17 protein-coding genes are annotated in these 16,373 nt (G+C 62.6%); 16 read left to right on the top strand and 1 reads right to left on the bottom strand.

Annotated features, from left to right (window positions below; translation table 11 throughout):
- Positions 1-16 precede the first annotated feature (16 nt).
- The 11 genes from AB6M95_RS01505 (at position 17) to AB6M95_RS01455 (ending at position 10,801) form a co-directional block, all read left to right on the top strand.
- Positions 17-271, top strand: a complete 255-nt coding sequence (locus AB6M95_RS01505; RefSeq protein ID WP_371384962.1) for a hypothetical protein — start codon at positions 17-19, stop codon at positions 269-271.
- Positions 272-274: 3 nt separating this feature from the next.
- Positions 275-673: a terminase small subunit-like protein gene (locus tag AB6M95_RS01500; RefSeq protein ID WP_371384961.1), complete on the top strand. Its 399-nt coding sequence runs from the start codon at positions 275-277 to the stop codon at positions 671-673.
- On the top strand, positions 666-2,234 hold the full coding sequence (locus AB6M95_RS01495) for a terminase large subunit (protein ID WP_371384960.1): 1,569 nt from the start codon (positions 666-668) through the stop codon (positions 2,232-2,234). Before AB6M95_RS01500 ends, AB6M95_RS01495 begins: the two co-directional genes overlap by 8 nt.
- Entirely contained in the window at positions 2,231-4,255 is a 2,025-nt protein-coding gene (locus tag AB6M95_RS01490; RefSeq protein ID WP_371384959.1) for a portal protein, read from the top strand. The genes AB6M95_RS01495 and AB6M95_RS01490 overlap by 4 nt, the downstream gene beginning before the upstream one ends.
- Before the next feature lie 159 nt (positions 4,256-4,414).
- A complete protein-coding gene (locus AB6M95_RS01485; protein WP_371384958.1) occupies positions 4,415-5,440 on the top strand; it encodes a hypothetical protein in 1,026 nt (341 codons plus the stop codon).
- A 12-nt stretch (positions 5,441-5,452) separates the two neighbouring features.
- Positions 5,453-6,418: an SU10 major capsid protein gene (locus tag AB6M95_RS01480; RefSeq protein WP_371384957.1), complete on the top strand. Its 966-nt coding sequence runs from the start codon at positions 5,453-5,455 to the stop codon at positions 6,416-6,418.
- Positions 6,419-6,467: 49 nt separating this feature from the next.
- A complete protein-coding gene (locus AB6M95_RS01475) occupies positions 6,468-6,824 on the top strand; it encodes a hypothetical protein (protein ID WP_371384956.1) in 357 nt (118 codons plus the stop codon).
- A 10-nt stretch (positions 6,825-6,834) separates the two neighbouring features.
- The gene (locus tag AB6M95_RS01470) at positions 6,835-7,461 is read left to right on the top strand and encodes a phage adaptor protein (RefSeq protein WP_371384955.1); all 627 of its coding nucleotides are present in this window, start codon (positions 6,835-6,837) and stop codon (positions 7,459-7,461) included.
- Between the two features lie 2 nt (positions 7,462-7,463).
- A complete protein-coding gene (locus tag AB6M95_RS01465; RefSeq protein ID WP_371384954.1) occupies positions 7,464-8,087 on the top strand; it encodes a hypothetical protein in 624 nt (207 codons plus the stop codon).
- Positions 8,088-8,237: 150 nt separating this feature from the next.
- On the top strand, positions 8,238-9,758 hold the full coding sequence (locus tag AB6M95_RS01460) for a hypothetical protein (protein WP_371384953.1): 1,521 nt from the start codon (positions 8,238-8,240) through the stop codon (positions 9,756-9,758).
- 2 nt (positions 9,759-9,760) lie between these two features.
- Entirely contained in the window at positions 9,761-10,801 is a 1,041-nt protein-coding gene (locus tag AB6M95_RS01455; protein WP_371384952.1) for a hypothetical protein, read from the top strand.
- 6 nt (positions 10,802-10,807) lie between these two features.
- Here the strand turns inward: AB6M95_RS01455 and AB6M95_RS01450 are convergent, their stop codons facing one another.
- Positions 10,808-11,029, bottom strand: coding sequence for a hypothetical protein (locus AB6M95_RS01450; RefSeq protein ID WP_371384951.1), 222 nt, complete (start codon positions 11,027-11,029; stop codon positions 10,808-10,810).
- Positions 11,030-11,124: 95 nt separating this feature from the next.
- On the opposite strand from AB6M95_RS01450, the gene AB6M95_RS01445 reads away from it, so the two are divergent.
- From AB6M95_RS01445 to AB6M95_RS01425, 5 genes are read left to right on the top strand one after another with little or no spacing between them, the layout of a single operon-like run.
- Positions 11,125-11,961 carry a hypothetical protein gene (locus tag AB6M95_RS01445; RefSeq protein ID WP_371384950.1) on the top strand — a complete coding sequence of 279 codons (837 nt, stop codon included), beginning with the start codon at positions 11,125-11,127 and terminating at the stop codon, positions 11,959-11,961.
- 10 nt (positions 11,962-11,971) lie between these two features.
- Complete coding sequence (locus AB6M95_RS01440; RefSeq protein WP_371384949.1) at positions 11,972-13,024, top strand: hypothetical protein; 1,053 nt, start codon at positions 11,972-11,974, stop codon at positions 13,022-13,024.
- The gene (locus AB6M95_RS01435; RefSeq protein ID WP_371384948.1) at positions 13,024-14,985 is read left to right on the top strand and encodes a hypothetical protein; all 1,962 of its coding nucleotides are present in this window, start codon (positions 13,024-13,026) and stop codon (positions 14,983-14,985) included. Before AB6M95_RS01440 ends, AB6M95_RS01435 begins: the two co-directional genes overlap by 1 nt.
- The gene (locus tag AB6M95_RS01430) at positions 14,985-15,914 is read left to right on the top strand and encodes a hypothetical protein (RefSeq protein ID WP_371384947.1); all 930 of its coding nucleotides are present in this window, start codon (positions 14,985-14,987) and stop codon (positions 15,912-15,914) included. Before AB6M95_RS01435 ends, AB6M95_RS01430 begins: the two co-directional genes overlap by 1 nt.
- Before the next feature lie 27 nt (positions 15,915-15,941).
- Positions 15,942-16,373: a hypothetical protein gene (locus AB6M95_RS01425; protein WP_371384946.1), complete on the top strand. Its 432-nt coding sequence runs from the start codon at positions 15,942-15,944 to the stop codon at positions 16,371-16,373.

The raw sequence follows: 16,373 nt of genomic DNA, 5'->3' as shown, positions 1-16,373 counted from the left end.
GGAGCTGGAGGTAGTCATGGCGGAACAAGGGATCGTCTTCGACAAGAAAATCAACCTGGCCAACATCGTGTCCATTCTCGGGTCGTTCGCCATCGTCATCGCATTCGGGGTGAGCCTGAGTACCCGGGTCGAGTTTCTGGAGTGCCAGGTCAAGGACAACAGCGCGCTCAAGACCGAGATGGTCCAGGTCAGGACCGAGGTCCGCGGGGTCAGGGAAGACATCCAGGAACTCAAGGAAGACGTGAAGACGATCATCAAGGCGAGGAAGTGAGCCATGGCCGGTGGAATCACCTACACGCACGAACTCGCCACGACGATTTGCCGGGAGATAGCCGAAGGCAAGTCGCTGCGCCAGATTTGTCGCCGCAAGAACATGCCCCACAAGGGGACCGTGTTCGAGTGGGCGTGTGGTGCCACCGAGGCGGCCACCGAGGACGGCTTCCCGGACATGTACCGCCGGGCGAGGGAGTGCCAGGCGGATTCGTTCGCCGACGAGGTGGTCAAGATCGCCGACAGCACCAAGGACCCGCAGAAGGCCCGCGTCCAGATCGACGCCCGCAAGTGGGCGGCCGGGAAGCAGCGGCCCAAGGTGTACGGCGACAAGATCAACCATGAGCACAGCGGCGGGATCACGTTGACCCACGAACAGGCCCTGGAGGCGCTGGATGACTGACCGCGAACTGGCCATACGCATGCGCCTGCGGGACGACTTCCGGCATTTCGCCGCGAAGTGTCTCAAGATTCGCGCCAAGAAGGCCGTTGTCAGCGAGGGCAAGCCGCAGAAGATCATCCCGTTCAAGCTCAACCTCGCACAGGAATTTATCAACGCCCGCCTGGATGAGCAGTGGAAGCTGCAGGGCAAGGTGCGCGCGCTCATCCTCAAAGGGCGGCAACAGGGGTGCTCGACCTATGTCGGCGGCCGGTTCTACCACAAGACCACCCACCGCAAAGGCGTGAACACTTTCATCCTTACCCACCGGGATGACGCCACGAACAACCTGTTCAAGATGGTCAAGCGGTTCCACAAGAACAACAACCCCCTGGTCACGCCGTCCACGTCCTACTCCAACCGCAAGGAACTGGTCTTCGACAAACTGGACTCCTCCTATTCGCTGGGCACGGCGGGCGGCGACGGCGAGGTGGGCCGCTCGGACACCATAGACTTTTTCCACGGCTCCGAGGTCGCCTTCTGGAAAAACCCGCAGAAGATTCAGACCGGCGTGTTCCAGGCGGCCAACGAGGCCGAGGAGATCATCCTGGAATCCACCGCCAACGGGTTTGACCCGATGTTCCACCCCATGTGGCAGGCGGCCGAGGCCGGAATAGGCGAGTACATCGCCATCTTCGTGCCTTGGTTCTGGCAGGACGAGTACACCGTGGACCTTCCGGACGGATGGGAGCCCACCGCCGAGGAATCAGAACTTTTCGCCTTGTACGAGCGCGAGGGTATGACCTGGCGGCACCTGGCCTGGAGACGCAGCAAGATCGCGTCCGATTTCGCGGGCGACGAGGTGCTTTTTAAGCAGGAGTACCCGTGTTGCGCGGCCGAAGCGTTCCAGGTCACCGGCCACGATTCGTTCATCAAGCCGGAATCCGCCATCGCGGCCCGCAAGCGCCGGGATGTGGAACAGTCCGGGGCGCGCATTGTGGGCGTGGACCCGGCCAGAGGCGGCGACCGCACGTCTTTCTACAACCGGCAGGGCCGCGTGGCCTGGGCCGGGCGAGTTTTCCAGACGCCGGACACCAAGGCCATCATCGGCGAGATCGTCAGGCTGTTCACCGAAGAGACCGAGAACCCGGTGGACTGGATGTTCATCGACATCGGCGGGTTGGGCGGCCCCATTTACGACCAGGTCAAGGACATGCCGTTCGGCAGGTGGATCGTCCCGGTCAACTTCGGTTCCAAGGAAGTGTTCCGGCCCGATCGATACGTGAACAAGCGCGCCGAGATGTGGGGAGAAATGCGCGACTGGACCGAGAACGACGCCGAACCGGTCTGCATCGAGGACAGCGACAGCCTGCAATCCGACCTGTGCGCGCCCGGCTACACCTACGATAACCAGCAAAGAATTTTGCTCGAGAGCAAGGAGCAGATGGCGAAACGCGGCCAGCGGTCACCGGACGAGGGCGATGCCCTGGCCCTGACCTTCGCGCAGCCGGTCATGGACCGCCACGACCGAGCCGGTATCGGCATCCACAACATGGGCATCACCAAAGTCCGGAGACTGGCATGAAGATCAAGATCAGCGACGAAGAAATCCTGGAACTCATCCAGCCCGACATCGACCAGGCCGAGGACTGGGCACGGCAACTCTCCGAGGAGCGCAAGCGGTGCTCCGACCTGTACAACCGGGAGAAGCTCGGCAACGAGCAGGACGGCTTTTCGCAGCATGTCGCGGCCGTGGTCTTCGACACCATCAACTGGCTGTTGCCCGGTCTGGACGCCATCTTCACGCACCCCGACTTTTTCACGGTCCTGATGGAGAACAACGACCGCGCGGAGAAGAACAAGAAGCTACTGCGCAACCAGCTTTTCAGCCAGCAGGACGGCGCCACCCAGCTTTTGACCTACATGGAAGTGGCCCTGCGCTACCACAACGGGGTCATCAAGGTCTGGTTTGACGAGCAGTACGACACGATGTCGGAAGAATTCGACGAGCTCAACCAGGTGCAGTTCGCCATGCTCCAGCAGGACGGCTACCAGGCGGCCAAGTTCGACCAGGTCGAGACAATGCAGGAAGACGGCACCGTGATCGTCACCTACCAGAACGTCAAGATGGTCAAGCGCGAGGAAATTTTCAGGGGGCCGAAGGTGGAAGCCCTGCCGCCGTGGGAGTTCCTTATCTCCCCAGGCGCCAAGTCCATCGACGACGCCCGCGTGGTCATCCACCGGACGCGCAAGACCATCGACGAGATCACCCGCAAGGAGCGGTCCGGGGTCTATCGCAAGGGTTCCGCCGCGGCGGCGGCAGAGGAAAAGCACGACGACCTGGACGTGCCCGAACTCCGCGAGGAGTGGGAGGCCATCTACACGACCGACGACTTGGACGTTGCCGGAATAGAAGGCAACGCCTTCGACACGGGCAGTGAACGGCTTGGCCCGGGCATGACCGTATTCGTGGACGAGATACACACAAGGCTCGACATCGACGGCGACGGGCTGCTCGAGAACGTGATCATCCGCAAGACCGGGACGGTCATTCTGAGCGTCGAGGAGAGCCCGTACCGCCGCCCGCCGTTCCGGGCCGGTAAATTGTTCAACGTCCCATTCCGTTTCGAGGGCGCGCCCCTGCCCCTGCACCTGGAAGGCGACCAGCGCGAGATGACCAACCTGCAGCGCATCTTCACCGACGCCAGCGCCGAAGCGGCCTACGGGACCATGGTCACCAGCGATGCGACGTTCGCCAACCAGTGGGCCAAGCGGACCATCGGCGACACACTGCTGCACCCTTCGTTGCAGGCCGGGTCTTACGACAACGTCAAGCCGGACGCGCCCGGGAAGACCATCCTGGACGCCATCGAGATGAAGCGCACGGACTACGAGCGCACCAGCGGCGTCAACTCGCTGAATCAGGGGTTGACCGCCGACTCCATGGGCAAGACCGCGACCGGGACCATGGCCCTGCAGAACGCCGGGCAGCAGCGGCAGAAGTTTTACGCCAAGCTTCTGGGCGGTCCGCTCAAGAAGGTCCTCAAGGACATGATGTGGATCAACCAGACGTGGCCGCCAAAGGAGGCGTTCACGCTCATCGGCAAGGACGCCGTCCAGATCACCCCGGAGGACCTGCAGGGCCGCCACGACATCGAGATCGAGGTCGGCGTGGGCCCGCAGGACCGCATGCAGCAGGCTCAGGTCCTGGAACAGCATTTTCAGAAGTTGGCCAAGGCGCTGATCCCCGCCGGGGTGGCCGGTCCCGAACATCTCATCCGCACCGAGCGCAAGATCGGCAAGCTGATGGGCGTGTCCGTGGACGACCTCCAGTTCTCGGACGAGGAGTTCAACACGTTGCAGAGAATGCAGCAGACCATCCAGCAGCTGCAGGGGCAGCTGCAGCAAATCACCGGAGGCATGAATGGGCAAGGACCAGGACCAGGACCAGGCGCGCAGGGAATCCCTGGAGGCGCAATTCCAGCAAGGGGAGCAGGCCCGCAAGCTCAAGGGCAACCGGTACTTCAACAAGGTCATCAAGGACTACCGGGAGGCCCTGGAGCGGAACATCCTGCACCTGTCCCCGATGGAGCGGGACAAATTTAGCGCCTGCCGGTCACAGCTCATGGTCCTGGAGGCCATCGAGAGCAAGATCGACGGCGACATCTCGCAGGGGGCCAAGGCCCAGGCGGAACTTTCCGGCGAAGTGAAGAAGGTACGGCGCGTCTCCTAGACGGCCGCAACGAATAACCAAGGAGAACGACCATGGGAGATCAGTGGACCGTTGACGCGGTCGAGGCTGACGAAGCCGCGGAGCGCGACGAGCGCGAGGAGTCCGAACTGGACGAGCCTTTTGACGGCGACCCTATGCAGATCGGTGAAGCGTTCGGGGATGAAGACGAAGACGGCGATGAAGGCGTCGGCCAGGCCGAGCAGGCAGCCGCACCCCAGGCCGAGCGGGCTCAACCCGAACAGCAGCAGCCGGAAGGCGAGCGGCAGGAACGGCAGTTGCCCGCGTATTGGGACGAAGAGGCGAAAAAACAGTTCGCCGAGCTTCCCCCGGAGGCGCAGAGCGCGGCCCTTGCCTGGGAAAAGAACCGGGAAGCGTTCATTTCGCGCAAGTCCCAGGAACTTTCCCGCGCCACGGAAAAGGCCGCAGGCGGTGCGCAGATCATGCAGATGATGGAGCGCGACCCCGCGTTCCGCGCGCACGTCCTGGGGTTCGGCAACCAGCAGCAACAGGGAACCGAACGGCCGCCCGAAGACCCGCTCGAATTCATCGAGTGGAAGGCGAAGCAGGCGGCCTTGCAGGAACTGGCACCGCGCATGGAGCAGATGCAGAAGCAGTTTACTGCCTCTCAGCAGCAGCAACGCAGGGATACGGCAAAAGCGTTTGTCCAGCGGGACGAGCACTATCCGACCGTGCACCAGGCCATCGCGCAGGAAGTCAAGGACGTGGCCGAGCGGTTCGGCGAGGACGAGGCGAGACGCCTCTACGCCCGTCTGGACGCCGACCCGGACTTCTACATGCGCCGGTACAACGCGCTCCGCGAGGGCGTGGTCAAGGCCGCGCAGAAGCCGGACGTGCCCGGTGCCGTGACCGCGAGTGAAGTTGCCGGGGCCATGCCCAAGGGCCGCACCGTGACCGAGCGCGCACCCGTCCTGGAAGGGGCCGGTGGCAGCGCGCAGGCCAACGAGTCCACCGCCCGGCGCAGGGAAGCCCGCAAGCGGGTCAAAGCCTACAAGGGCTCACTGACCGACATCGGCGAGCTGTTCGGCGATCCCGATTAAGGAGTATTCACCATGGCTGATATCGTCACCAAGACCGTAACCACCAACTACGACAAGTCCATCCCGGAAGAGGTGGACTCCCTGATCACCAACGTGGCCCCGACCGATACCCCGTTCCTGACCTCCATCGGCCAGGGCGCCAAGGTCAAGACCCTGCATCCCGAATGGCTGGAAGACACCCTCGGCGATGCCGGTGACAACGCCCACGTCGAAGGTGCGGACTCCACCGCCACGGCGATCACCCCGCCCGCCCTGCTGGACAACCGCGTCCAGCGTCTGGAAAAGGCGTTCATGATCTCCGAGGACCTGGAGAAGACCGACAAGCACGGCCGCAAGTCCGAGATCAAGTACCAGTCCGGCCTCAAGACCAAGGAGCTGGCCCGCGACCTGGAGTGGAACCTGATCAACCAGACCAAGCAGGCCGGGACCACCACCCTGGCCGCCAAGATGGACGGCGTGCTCAACTTCCCCGGTACCGGCAACACCTACGACTTCGACGCCACCCCGGCCGCGACCAACCACATCATCGAGGACATCCTGAACGACGTTCTCCAGTCGATGTGGGAGCAGGGCGCCGACCCGGATTGCGTCCTGGCCCCGCCTTCCCAGAAGAGGAAGATTTCCGCCTTCACTCAGGGCGGCCGCCTGGTCATCAACTCCAACGCCTCCGAGAAGTCCCTGAAGATGACCGTGCGCATCCTGGAAACCGACTTCGGCATCGTGGCCGTTCTGCCTGAGCGGTTCATCGCCCCGAGCGTGGACACCACTCCCGACCCGGACGTCTACTACGACAAGCTGGTGATCTACGAGAAGGGCCGCCTGGCCTGCGCCACCTTCCGCCCGCTCAAGCGCGAGAAGCTGGCCAAGACCGGCGACGCCGAGAAGTACCGGCTTACCATGTCCAAGATGCTCAAGGTGCGCTCCAAGAAGTGCGTCGGCACCATCACCAACCTGACCCGCGTGCAGCCCGCCGCGTAGACAACCATCCGGGGAGAGGGCCGACCTCTCCCCGGTCAGGAGTGACCAGATGGCAGACTTCGAAAATTTAATCAGCGTGGAAAACCGGGTCATCGGCAACAGCGACAAAATGAAGCTGACCCGCGTGACCTCCTACGACGCGGCCGTGATTCGCGAGGCTGCCCACTACGAACGCGAGTTCGGCGACAATGGATTCTCCGACAAGCGCGACCACCGCGTCATCGGAGAGATCCCGCTGATCGAGTTCCTGGACATGCAAACCGAGGCGCAGAAGGCGGGGGACACCCTGTCCGGAAAAGACCTCAAGAAGTGGCTGGCCGAGCACCCTGAGTTCATGACCGTGACCAGGGTCAACTGTGCCAACGCCAATGCGGCCGGAACCGGCCCGCTGATCATCATAAAGTAGGAGCAGTCCCATGGCCAACGTGCTGAACCGCATCACCGATCTCGTCAGGACCGAACTGAACGACGGCACACAGAGCCGATGGACAGACGCCGAACTGCTGGCGTTCATGAAGCAGGCCGTGCGCCGGGCCAACGCTCTCGGGCAGCAGAAGCGGCTGCCGTTCATGCGCGGTGAGGAGGACTACACCCTGGCGGCCGGGGAATCCTCTCTGACGCTGCCGACCGACTTTCTCACGCCCATCAGCCTGACCCGCATGGACACCCATGAGCAACTGACCCAGGCGGACGGCGAACGGCTGGACGCCATTGTCTCGGCGACGGATGCGGCGGTCTACTCCGTGGAAGACGGTTCCATCGAGGTCATGGCCGCGCCGGTCGGCGATGTCCCGCTGCGGCTGCGCTACTACGTGAACGCCGTTCCGGACGCCCTGACGCTGTCCAGCCCCATGCCGTGGGGCGGCAAGTTGGACTACGCCCTGTGCGAGTATGTGGCGCTTCGGGCGCGCAAGATCGACCGCTACGACACATCCGTGGACATCGCGCTCATGGACGACATGGAGAAGAAGATCGTGACCATGTACGCCGACCTGGGCCAGACCGTGTTCAAGGCGCGCGGATGGAACGGGGGGAGGGTGTAGGCATGGGTATGATGGATATGCTCGACCGGGTGGATACCTACCTGACCGAGCCATTGGAAGACGGCCAGCCTCGCTCGCTGATCTATTCCGGGCTGAAGGGCTCCGTGGCCAATCTGGGGGAGATATCCAGGCAATTCAACTACGGGAATGGGTACATGGTCGACGGTACGGTCGTGCCGGTCGATCCACAGAGAATTTCTCAGGCTGTCATGGATTGGGGTGCGGTAGCCTCACCTGTTGGTGGGATGATGAATCCAAAGGGCGCCCTCGGGACGTTCGGCGGAAAGACTGTCGGGGACGTGGGGTTCGAGGTGAGCGAGCGGTTGGCCAAGACGCTGGGCCTTAAGCGCGAAAAGGTATGGGGCGACCTCGGCCATCTGGTCAAAAAGCACCCCGAGTATTTCAAGGATCCGCGCGAGGTGTCGGCCATCATCGAGCACGTGCTGGAGCACCCGGACCTCGTGACCGAGGCGACCGACCCCCGGTTCAAGCTGATCATGAACGAGCTGCCCTGGGCGAACTCACTGGTCGTCGATCCCCGGTTGAAGGGCGGCAAGCATCGCATCCGGTCCACGCACGTGAGCAACCGGCGGCAGTTTGAGAGGAAGAACGATGGGGAAAAGTAAAGGGGCGCATTTCGGTGAAGCGCGCCCCGTTGTGAGACAAAGTCCGGGAATGCCCGGCCCGCGGGGTGGCATACCAAGCCACAGCATAGTCTCACCTTTTGTTGAATAGAGAATATCGCAATTTTGTAGAACGGTCAACAGGAGCCCAAGATGTTCATCGGCAATCGCAGAGAAGTCCCGCTGATCATGCAGCCCACCGGGGGGTGGAACGCTTCGTTGCATCCGTCGCAGATCGCGGACAACGAGCTTTCCCAAGCCTACAACGTGGTCTACGACCCGTCCACCGGGAAGTTGACCACGCGCCAGGGGCTGGCCGTGGCCTCCACGACCGCGCTCGGCGAACCGATCACGTTCCTCTATCCGTTCGTGCGCAAGGACTCCGAAGGATACCTCGTGGCCGTGGCCGCCGGGGTGCTCTACCACTACGACTTTTCCGCCGGACAGTGGGTCACCGTGGCCCCGCTCAACAACACGGACACGCCGACCATGACCACGTTCAACGGCAAGCTGGTCGTGGCGGACGGGTCTTTCGGCGGCCTGCTCACCTGGGACGGCTCCAAGGTGGACCGGATCGAGAACAGCCCGCAGGCGACCATCGTTTTTTCGGCGCGCGGCAGGCTGGTCTGCAACATGGTTGACGACCTGGACGCCGTGTACATGTGCGGCCCCGAAAATGAAACAGATTGGGACACCACGGACGGCGGTGCCGTGTCCATCCGCGCAGGGTTCGGCGACGGCATGTCCGTGAACGGGTTCGCCATGGTGTCCGGTTCGCTGATCGTGTCCAAGGTCGCCCGCAGCGACGGTGCGGTGGTCGGCAAGAAGTTGTGGCGGCTGGATATGGCCGCGCCGGTATCCTCCTGGGCGGCCGACGACCTGAGCCTGTCCAACGCGGCCATAGGCCCGCACTGTATCACCGGGTTCGGATCGAATGTCTACTACATCGACTCCGAGGGATTTGAGGCCCTGGCCCCCACGCAAGCCTATGGCGACATCGCCACGGACCCGACCATCGGGACCAAGGTAAACGCTGTCCTGGGGCGGTTCGCCAACCTTGCCGACGAGCCGCGCATGGTCAAACTGCCGAGCATGGCCGCCGTGTGGACGCTGCTCACCAAGACCAACGGGTGGAGCCAGATATACACGTTCTCGCCGCTCGGCGGGTTCACGGAAATCGGGTTCGGCACGGACATCTACGCCGTGGCCGAGTTCGGCGGGGCCGTCTACCTGGCCGGGGAGTCCGGGTACCTCTACAAGCTCCAGAACAAGGCCGTGGACGAGGTGGCCCCCGGGGAAGAGGTGGATGTCGTGTCCGCGGCGCGGTTCAAGATGATCACCGGGCCCGGCGACCTGCTGCTGACCAAGGTCATTCTCCAGACGAATTTCGAGTGGTCCGGGACCTACAATATCGAGGTCTACGGCAGCGACGAACAGACGAAACGGCTTCTCCAGACCGTGGACTTCGTGCGTGGGTCCGGGGCCGACTCGCTGCATGACGCCCTCTACGAACTGGCCGACGCGAATTTCCCCCTGGCCGGTGGCCGGGTGGAAAACCGGGAGTGCCGGGCGCAGTTCCGCAACAGCGGGATCATGTTGCAGGTCAGGACCATGAACGGCGGCCGGATGAGCATATCCGAGCTGGCCGCCAAACTCGTTGTGGTGGGGAGGTAGCTATGCCGAGTCTTGGCGGTGGCGGGAATTACGGCGGAAACGACCCGAGCGGGGGCGCAGGGCGCGATTCCGGCGGGTACGGCATGGGCGGCGGAGACGGACGCGGCAACGACAGCGACCGGAACAGCATGTGGGCCCAGGACCCGATGACGGGCCGCTGGACACAGGTCGGCGCGCCGTCCCTTATGGGCGGCATGATGACCACGGCGGCCGGGTACAACATGAACCGGGCGGCGGACCGGGCAAGCGGCGGGCTCGGGCTCCAGGCATACGGCATCGACTCCAAGCAGAGCCCGTTCCACGCCGGGTACTATTCGAACTTGCAGAAGAACATCAAGACGGCAGCCGAAGACCGCCAAAAGGCGTTCGACGCGGCCTACGATGACATATTCAGCAAGCCCGGCATGAGCTGGGACGCCAAGAAGCAGGACCTGGACGCCCTGAACAAGGGTCTGGTCGGCGAGTTGGAAAAGCGCGGGTACGACATGAGCGGCGTCCGGGCCACCCACCGCAGCCCGGGCCTCATGGGTATGCTCGGGGATTTCTTCGGCGCCAAGAAGGCGGACGACGTGGACACCATGCGCGAGGTCGAGGCGCAGACCCCGGAATGGGGCATGAGCCCGCTGGGCCTTGGCATCGGCGTGCTGGCCCCGGCGGTGGCAGAGCAGGTGTACGGGGTGACGGAGAGCCCGCTGGCAGCCAGGGCTGCGAAGAAGGGGGTTGGGGCGCTGGCGACAAAAATTTCCCCGACTACACCGAACGCGATGGGATTTGTTTCGAACGTCATGGATGCGGCAGGTGTGCCGGTCACAGGACCTCTGTCGAATGCGGTCGGCCTCATCAGCCAGGCACGCGACCTGAATTATGTCGGAAAGACGAACCCGTATGGCCCAGCAGGGGCAAAGGACAGTTACGGAAGCAGCGCGGTGGGCGGGATGATGAGCGGGCCTGAGGCTGTGACCGCCTCGCTGGCGAGTGGGGCTGGCAGCGAACCGAACCTGGCCGCCATGTGGCAGGCTTGGCTGGCAAACCAAGCAGTTTGATGAGGGCTAGTAGGAGATGATGGTCAAGATATCACCGAGAGACGTTTTCCTCTCACGCTTAGGCTTTCCGGGGTCTTCCTGCTTCTCCCCGCTCTCGGCCTTTTCGTCGGACTTCTTGTACGCCTCGGCCCGGGCCTCCTCGGCCTGTTGTTCCATGGTCTTGGGCTGCTTCGGCGCACAGGCGAAGAGCAATGACGCGGCGAGTATGAGGAAGAGAATGCGTTTCATGGTTGTCCCCTTTACCCGGCGGTTAACACGAAGCGCGTAAAAATTTCAACTAGAGATCGGATGGCGATTTCTAGAATCCCAGGAGGGAATGACCAATGGCACTGACCACCAATCCATACGCAACCGACGCCGAAGTGGGGTCCATGGACTCGACCACGGCGCAGAAGCAGGGTCTGGGCACCGGCTCCAACATCATGCAGGCCGGGCTTCAACGGCAGCAGGCGTACCCGCAGAGCTACACCAGCCAGATGCAGGGACCGGCCCAGGCAAACTACTACGACTACACCGCGCCGGGGCAGATGAACACCGTTTCCGGCCTGGAAGGCGGCGACTACGCCAAGCTGACGCAGAGCCTGCAACAGCCCATCTACTCGCAGCACAACAAGGCCATGGCCGGGATCAACGACCAGTATTCGGCGCGCGACCTGTACGGGTCCACCGGAGGCGGCATGATGAGCCAGGCGCAGGGCGCGCAGAACGAGGCCACCCAGAACGCCCTGTCCAACGCCGTGGCCACCGGGTACGGGCTCCGGCTCCAAGACCAGGCGCAGCAGATCGACCAGAACAAAGCGCAGTGGGCCGCCGGGCTGGCGAACGCCCAGGACCAGAACGCCTACAACCAGAACGCCCTGCAATACAACCTGGACCAGCAGAACCAGCAGGCGCAGTGGAACAACTCGCTGCTTGAGCAGGACTACAACCAGGCGCTCAACGAACTCAACTGGCAGAACACCATCGACGAGCAGAATTTCCAGCGGGCCATGCAACTGGCCGGGCAGGGCAACTCCGGGGCCGTGGCCTCTTCGCAGTTGCAGGCAGCCCAGGACCAGGCAAACGCACAGAACAACGCGGCCATCTGGGGGTCCATCGGGAACCTCGCCTCGTCGGCGACCAGCGGCCTGATGGATAACCTGTGGGACTCCATCTTCTAGGAGGCACGATATGGGCATGATGACGAGCAGCGGACTTGCCGGGTTCCTCGGCGGCGCGGTGACTGGTCTGGACAAGGTTCGGGAGCGCAAGCGCCAGGAAGAGCTGGACCAGCGGCAGGCGCAGAGGGACGCCCTGGCGGAGCAGTTCACGCGGATGCAAATGGACATCGCCCAGCAGAACCAGGCGATGCAGCAGTCAAAGCTTGCGCAGCTCGACAGGCAGCGGACGGCCGACAGCTATCTGTACCAGCACCCGCAGGCAGTGGGCGGCATGATGGCCGCGTCCGGCGACAACTGGGCGCGGGGCTTCGGCGGCGGCCCGGACCTGACGGCGGCGAGCCCGGAGGCGTACAGGTGGGCGGCTGATTACCAAACCCCGAGGCAGAAGTTGCAGGATGCGATGGGCCTGTATGGGGCGAAAAAACAGATTGATTCGATGTATCCGGGTCAGGAAAAGCGGCCGAACTTCGAATTCAAGAAAATGACCGTTGACGGACGGCCCGGGATCTATGCGATCAACCCGGCCGATCCGAGCGCTCCCCCCAGGTTTATGGGCGGAGGCGAAGGTGGCGGCATCGACATCAACGCAGAGCGCGACCTGAGGAAAGAGTTTTCCGCCGAGACTAACTATTTCAAGCAAATCCAGAGCAGCTTCGACACCATCAGATCCATCGCTCGGGAACCGTCGGCCGCCGGAGATATTGGGCTTGTGTTCTCCATCATGAAGATGTTCGACCCAGGCAGCGTCGTGCGCGAGGGGGAGTTCGCCGTGGCACAGAACGCGGCAGGTGTGCCCGCTCGGGTCAGGGCACAATACAACAAACTCATCAGTGGCGAACGGCTGACCCCTGAGCAGCGGGCGGACTTCGTTGGCACAGCTCAAAGGATTTATCAGGATCAGGCTGAATCGTTCTCCAGGAAGAAAGACTTCTATTCCGGTCTTGCTTCGCAATACGGGATGTCCCCGGAGCGGATCACCTACGATTTCTCCGGAGGCCGAGACGGGCAGCCCAATGCCGACTCTGAGGCAGACAGGCTCATCACCAAATATGGGGGCAAGTGATGGCTGACCTCAAGGAGAACGTAAAGCGCATGGTGCAGGCTGGTGTCCCGGAGGCGGAGATCGGGTCCTACATCAAGCGGTACGGACAGGGGCAGGGGGCAGCGCCGCAGACACCTAAAAGACCAGACGACGATGGCGATTGGCTGCGGGGCGTTTTTCAGGCAACCGGATCGGTGCTCGGTGGCGGGGCAGCCTTTGTCGGCGGACAGCTTGGTCCTCAGGCGTTTACCCCGGAGGAGGTCGTCACCGTGCCCGCCGGGGCCGCGCTCGGCAATGCCATTGGCGGGCAAACTTACGACTACATCCGCGGGCTGATGTATCCGCAGACGATGCCCTCTGTCGGGGAATCGGCTGCAAGGTCAGCTACGGATGCGGCGGTTGACCTCGGCGGCGGCGCCATTGTGGGCAAGGCCCTGGATATGGCCAAGCCAGCATTTGCCCCGATCAAAGGCATGGTAAAACGCCGCCTTGGTGGTGCCACCGTGTCTTCGCACGACATCGCCAAGCTGGAACAGTACGGATTCAAGCCGGAAGCCGGTATGCTCGGGAATCCCGAGGCTGCCGCCTACTCGCAGTCGATGCGAGGGAAGCCCGGTACAGGGTCAATATTCGGCGAGGTTGATGCCCACAACCTGGCCCAAGGCGAGATGATGAGCAACCGTATCGCCGAATCTCTCGGGCCGGACATGACTCCATACGACATCGGTCAGTTGATGAAGCGTGATGCCATCGCGGCCAGAACGCAATGGAAAGATGTCAGCGACGACCTGTGGAACAAGGTCGGCGATTTCGTCCCGGAAGGCGGGGCTATACCAGCAAAAAACATTGTCTCCGAAGCACAGAAGGTCCTTTTTGTCGCAAAGCAGAGCCCTTATGCAGAAAACGCCATGGCCCCTGCGGTACGCGAGGCAAAGTTGATCCTCAAATCCGTGGACGAGAACGGCAATATCAGCAAATCGGCCCTTGACTCGATCAAGAAGGCGGCCAGGGGGTCGTACAAGAAACTGGCCCATGAGGCGGATGATATCGACCGTTTGCGCATGACTTTCGAGCGGGCAGCAGACCGCGATCTCGGTACGGCCGCCGAGGAGGCCGGAGGGGAGGCCGCGAAGCAGGCGCGGGCCGCCGCAAAGGATTGGTATAAACGGGGCATGGGGGACAAAAAACTCGGTGAGATCGGCCTGCTTGATGAGGCTGCCGAGATCATCAAGAACCCCGAGCCGGAGAAAATCTATCGGCAGATAGTCGGCGGCGGCAAGCCCGCTGCGGAACGGATGATGAAGGTCATGAACATGCTTTCGTCCGAAACGCAGGCCGCTCTCCGTGCGCGCGCATACCGGGAAATGGCCATGCCCACACCTGGCGCGGCCAACGCCGATGGATCGGGATTCAGTTTCTCCACGTTCCTGACCCGGTATGCCAGGATGCAGCAGGATGCCCCCGGGATGTCCGATATCCTATTCGGTCCGGCCCGGAAGGATTTGGACAAGCTGATCAACAGCGCAGAGTTTTTCAAGAGCTTGTCGAAGTACGCCAACAGTTCCCAGACTGCGGTTAACGCGGCCTGGGACGATCTGTGGAAGCCGATATTGGACTGGGCCGGGAAGGGCGCACTCGGTGGAGGAGTTGGCGGAATGAGCCTCTCCTCGACTATTCTTGGCGCTGCCGGGGGTGGGTCCGCAGTCGCCGCAAAAATTGCCGTGAACAGGCGGGTAGCCAGACTCATGACGGACCCTGAATTCGTCAAGTGGCTGGCCGGGAGCACCACGAAGGTTGCATCCGGATCGACCACTGGTAAAGAGGCCCTTGGCCGATTGGCCGCGATTGCTATTCAGCGTGCGTCAACATCCAAGGACAAGGAAAGGACCAACGATTTAGTCTGGTACCTTACTCGGACAGGGAATGATGTGACCAGGATCACGGACCAAGACGGCAAAGTCAAAAAAGTAGAGGTGAAATAATGACCGCATACGCGCGTAACCCCCAGACCATCCCCGACGATTCCGTGGGCGGCTCCAGCGTCCGCGAAGGTGTGGCCGAGCAGAACAACGTGGCCATCAACGACCTGTTCACTGCTCTGAACGCCCACGCCAACAACGAGGACGGCCGGTCGCATGTCGAGATAGACGAAGCCCTTGATGCGGTCGGTGACGTGAGCGCTGCCGCCACCGCCGCACAGACTGCGCAGGCCGCTGCCGAGGCGGCCAGGGACAAGTCCCAGGAATGGGCCGACAACCCCGAGGACGTGGCCGTCGAGACGGGAGCTTATTCGGCCAAGCACCACGCCATTAAGGCCGCGGCGTCGGCGCAGTCCGCACAGGACGCCGCCGACGCCATCCCGGACCTGAGCACGGTGCTCAAGGACAGCGACATCGGCACTGCAGATGGCGACGTGATCGCCGTGCAGACGGGCGGCAAGCTCCCTGCCCTGAGCGCGGAAGACCTGACCAGTGTGCCGGGAAATGTGATCACCACCAAAGGGGATATCGCCTATGGTGAGACTGGCGGAGTTCCCACGCGGCTCGCAGCCCCTGTTGACGACACGAAGGTGCTGGGAACGTCTGGCGGCGTGCCCGCGTGGGTGGACAAGGGCGATGGCGTCGTGTCTCTTGTATCGTCGCCTACTCCGGCAACCGGGACATGGACAATACCCGACCTCACGATCGGCAAGCCTTTGTTCATCGGAGTTAGCGGGACGAATCCGCAAATGGTATTTTCAGTTACTTCCGGGTCCTCATTCGGCGGCGGCGCTTTCTGGACCATCTCGTCCCAGAGCAGTGGTGACAGCCAGGATACATCGAACGTGGCCATCTTGATCCCGACCGCGACTACGGTATCGCTCAATGTGACCGGTGTCACCGGGGTATCGGCCGTCTACGCCTACCAATAAAACGCGCATCACAAAGGAGAATAGACCATGACCATTCGCGTTTCCACCATCCTGCGCAACGCCCTTGGCGATGCAATCACCACCCTGGCTGACGCCGGAACCGCTGCCGCGCATCTCAAAATTTACAGCGGCACCAAACCAGCCACCAAAGGCACAGCCCCGTCCGGTGATGTCCTGGCGGATTTCATCATGGCTGACCCGATTGCGGGTTCCTCGGCGTCCGGCATCTGGACGGCCTCCGCGGTGTCCAGCGTGACTGCCGGGAATGCCGGCGTGCCGACCTTCGCCGTACTCGAGGATAGCGACGGGACCTACATCGCCGATTTAGACGCCCGCCTGTCCACGGCAACTGATAACGGCGAGGAGGTCGTGGTGACCATCTCCGGTGGAGGCACGTCCATCGCGGCCGGAGCCACTGTCTCGTTGTCTTCGGCCACGCTGACGATGCCTAACGCTTAG

The organism is Pseudodesulfovibrio karagichevae, from assembly GCF_041414475.1.
In the GTDB taxonomy this organism is placed as follows: Bacteria; Desulfobacterota; Desulfovibrionia; order Desulfovibrionales; family Desulfovibrionaceae; genus Pseudodesulfovibrio; species Pseudodesulfovibrio karagichevae.
The sequence above is the reverse complement of the archived record's forward strand: the minus strand, read 5'-3'. Positions and strand labels throughout refer to the sequence as shown.

Bases quoted from the DNA above. Each gene is read 5' to 3' on its own strand.
- AB6M95_RS01505 (WP_371384962.1), top strand. From the start codon at position 17: ATGGCGGAACAAGGGATCGTCTTCGACAAGAAAATCAACCTGGCCAAC.
- AB6M95_RS01500 (WP_371384961.1), top strand. From the start codon at position 275: ATGGCCGGTGGAATCACCTACACGCACGAACTCGCCACGACGATTTGC.
- AB6M95_RS01495 (WP_371384960.1), top strand. From the start codon at position 666: ATGACTGACCGCGAACTGGCCATACGCATGCGCCTGCGGGACGACTTC.
- AB6M95_RS01490 (WP_371384959.1), top strand. From the start codon at position 2,231: ATGAAGATCAAGATCAGCGACGAAGAAATCCTGGAACTCATCCAGCCC.
- AB6M95_RS01485 (WP_371384958.1), top strand. From the start codon at position 4,415: ATGGGAGATCAGTGGACCGTTGACGCGGTCGAGGCTGACGAAGCCGCG.
- AB6M95_RS01480 (WP_371384957.1), top strand. From the start codon at position 5,453: ATGGCTGATATCGTCACCAAGACCGTAACCACCAACTACGACAAGTCC.
- AB6M95_RS01475 (WP_371384956.1), top strand. From the start codon at position 6,468: ATGGCAGACTTCGAAAATTTAATCAGCGTGGAAAACCGGGTCATCGGC.
- AB6M95_RS01470 (WP_371384955.1), top strand. From the start codon at position 6,835: ATGGCCAACGTGCTGAACCGCATCACCGATCTCGTCAGGACCGAACTG.
- AB6M95_RS01465 (WP_371384954.1), top strand. From the start codon at position 7,464: ATGGGTATGATGGATATGCTCGACCGGGTGGATACCTACCTGACCGAG.
- AB6M95_RS01460 (WP_371384953.1), top strand. From the start codon at position 8,238: ATGTTCATCGGCAATCGCAGAGAAGTCCCGCTGATCATGCAGCCCACC.
- AB6M95_RS01455 (WP_371384952.1), top strand. From the start codon at position 9,761: ATGCCGAGTCTTGGCGGTGGCGGGAATTACGGCGGAAACGACCCGAGC.
- AB6M95_RS01450 (WP_371384951.1), bottom strand. From the start codon at position 11,029: ATGAAACGCATTCTCTTCCTCATACTCGCCGCGTCATTGCTCTTCGCC.
- AB6M95_RS01445 (WP_371384950.1), top strand. From the start codon at position 11,125: ATGGCACTGACCACCAATCCATACGCAACCGACGCCGAAGTGGGGTCC.
- AB6M95_RS01440 (WP_371384949.1), top strand. From the start codon at position 11,972: ATGGGCATGATGACGAGCAGCGGACTTGCCGGGTTCCTCGGCGGCGCG.
- AB6M95_RS01435 (WP_371384948.1), top strand. From the start codon at position 13,024: ATGGCTGACCTCAAGGAGAACGTAAAGCGCATGGTGCAGGCTGGTGTC.
- AB6M95_RS01430 (WP_371384947.1), top strand. From the start codon at position 14,985: ATGACCGCATACGCGCGTAACCCCCAGACCATCCCCGACGATTCCGTG.
- AB6M95_RS01425 (WP_371384946.1), top strand. From the start codon at position 15,942: ATGACCATTCGCGTTTCCACCATCCTGCGCAACGCCCTTGGCGATGCA.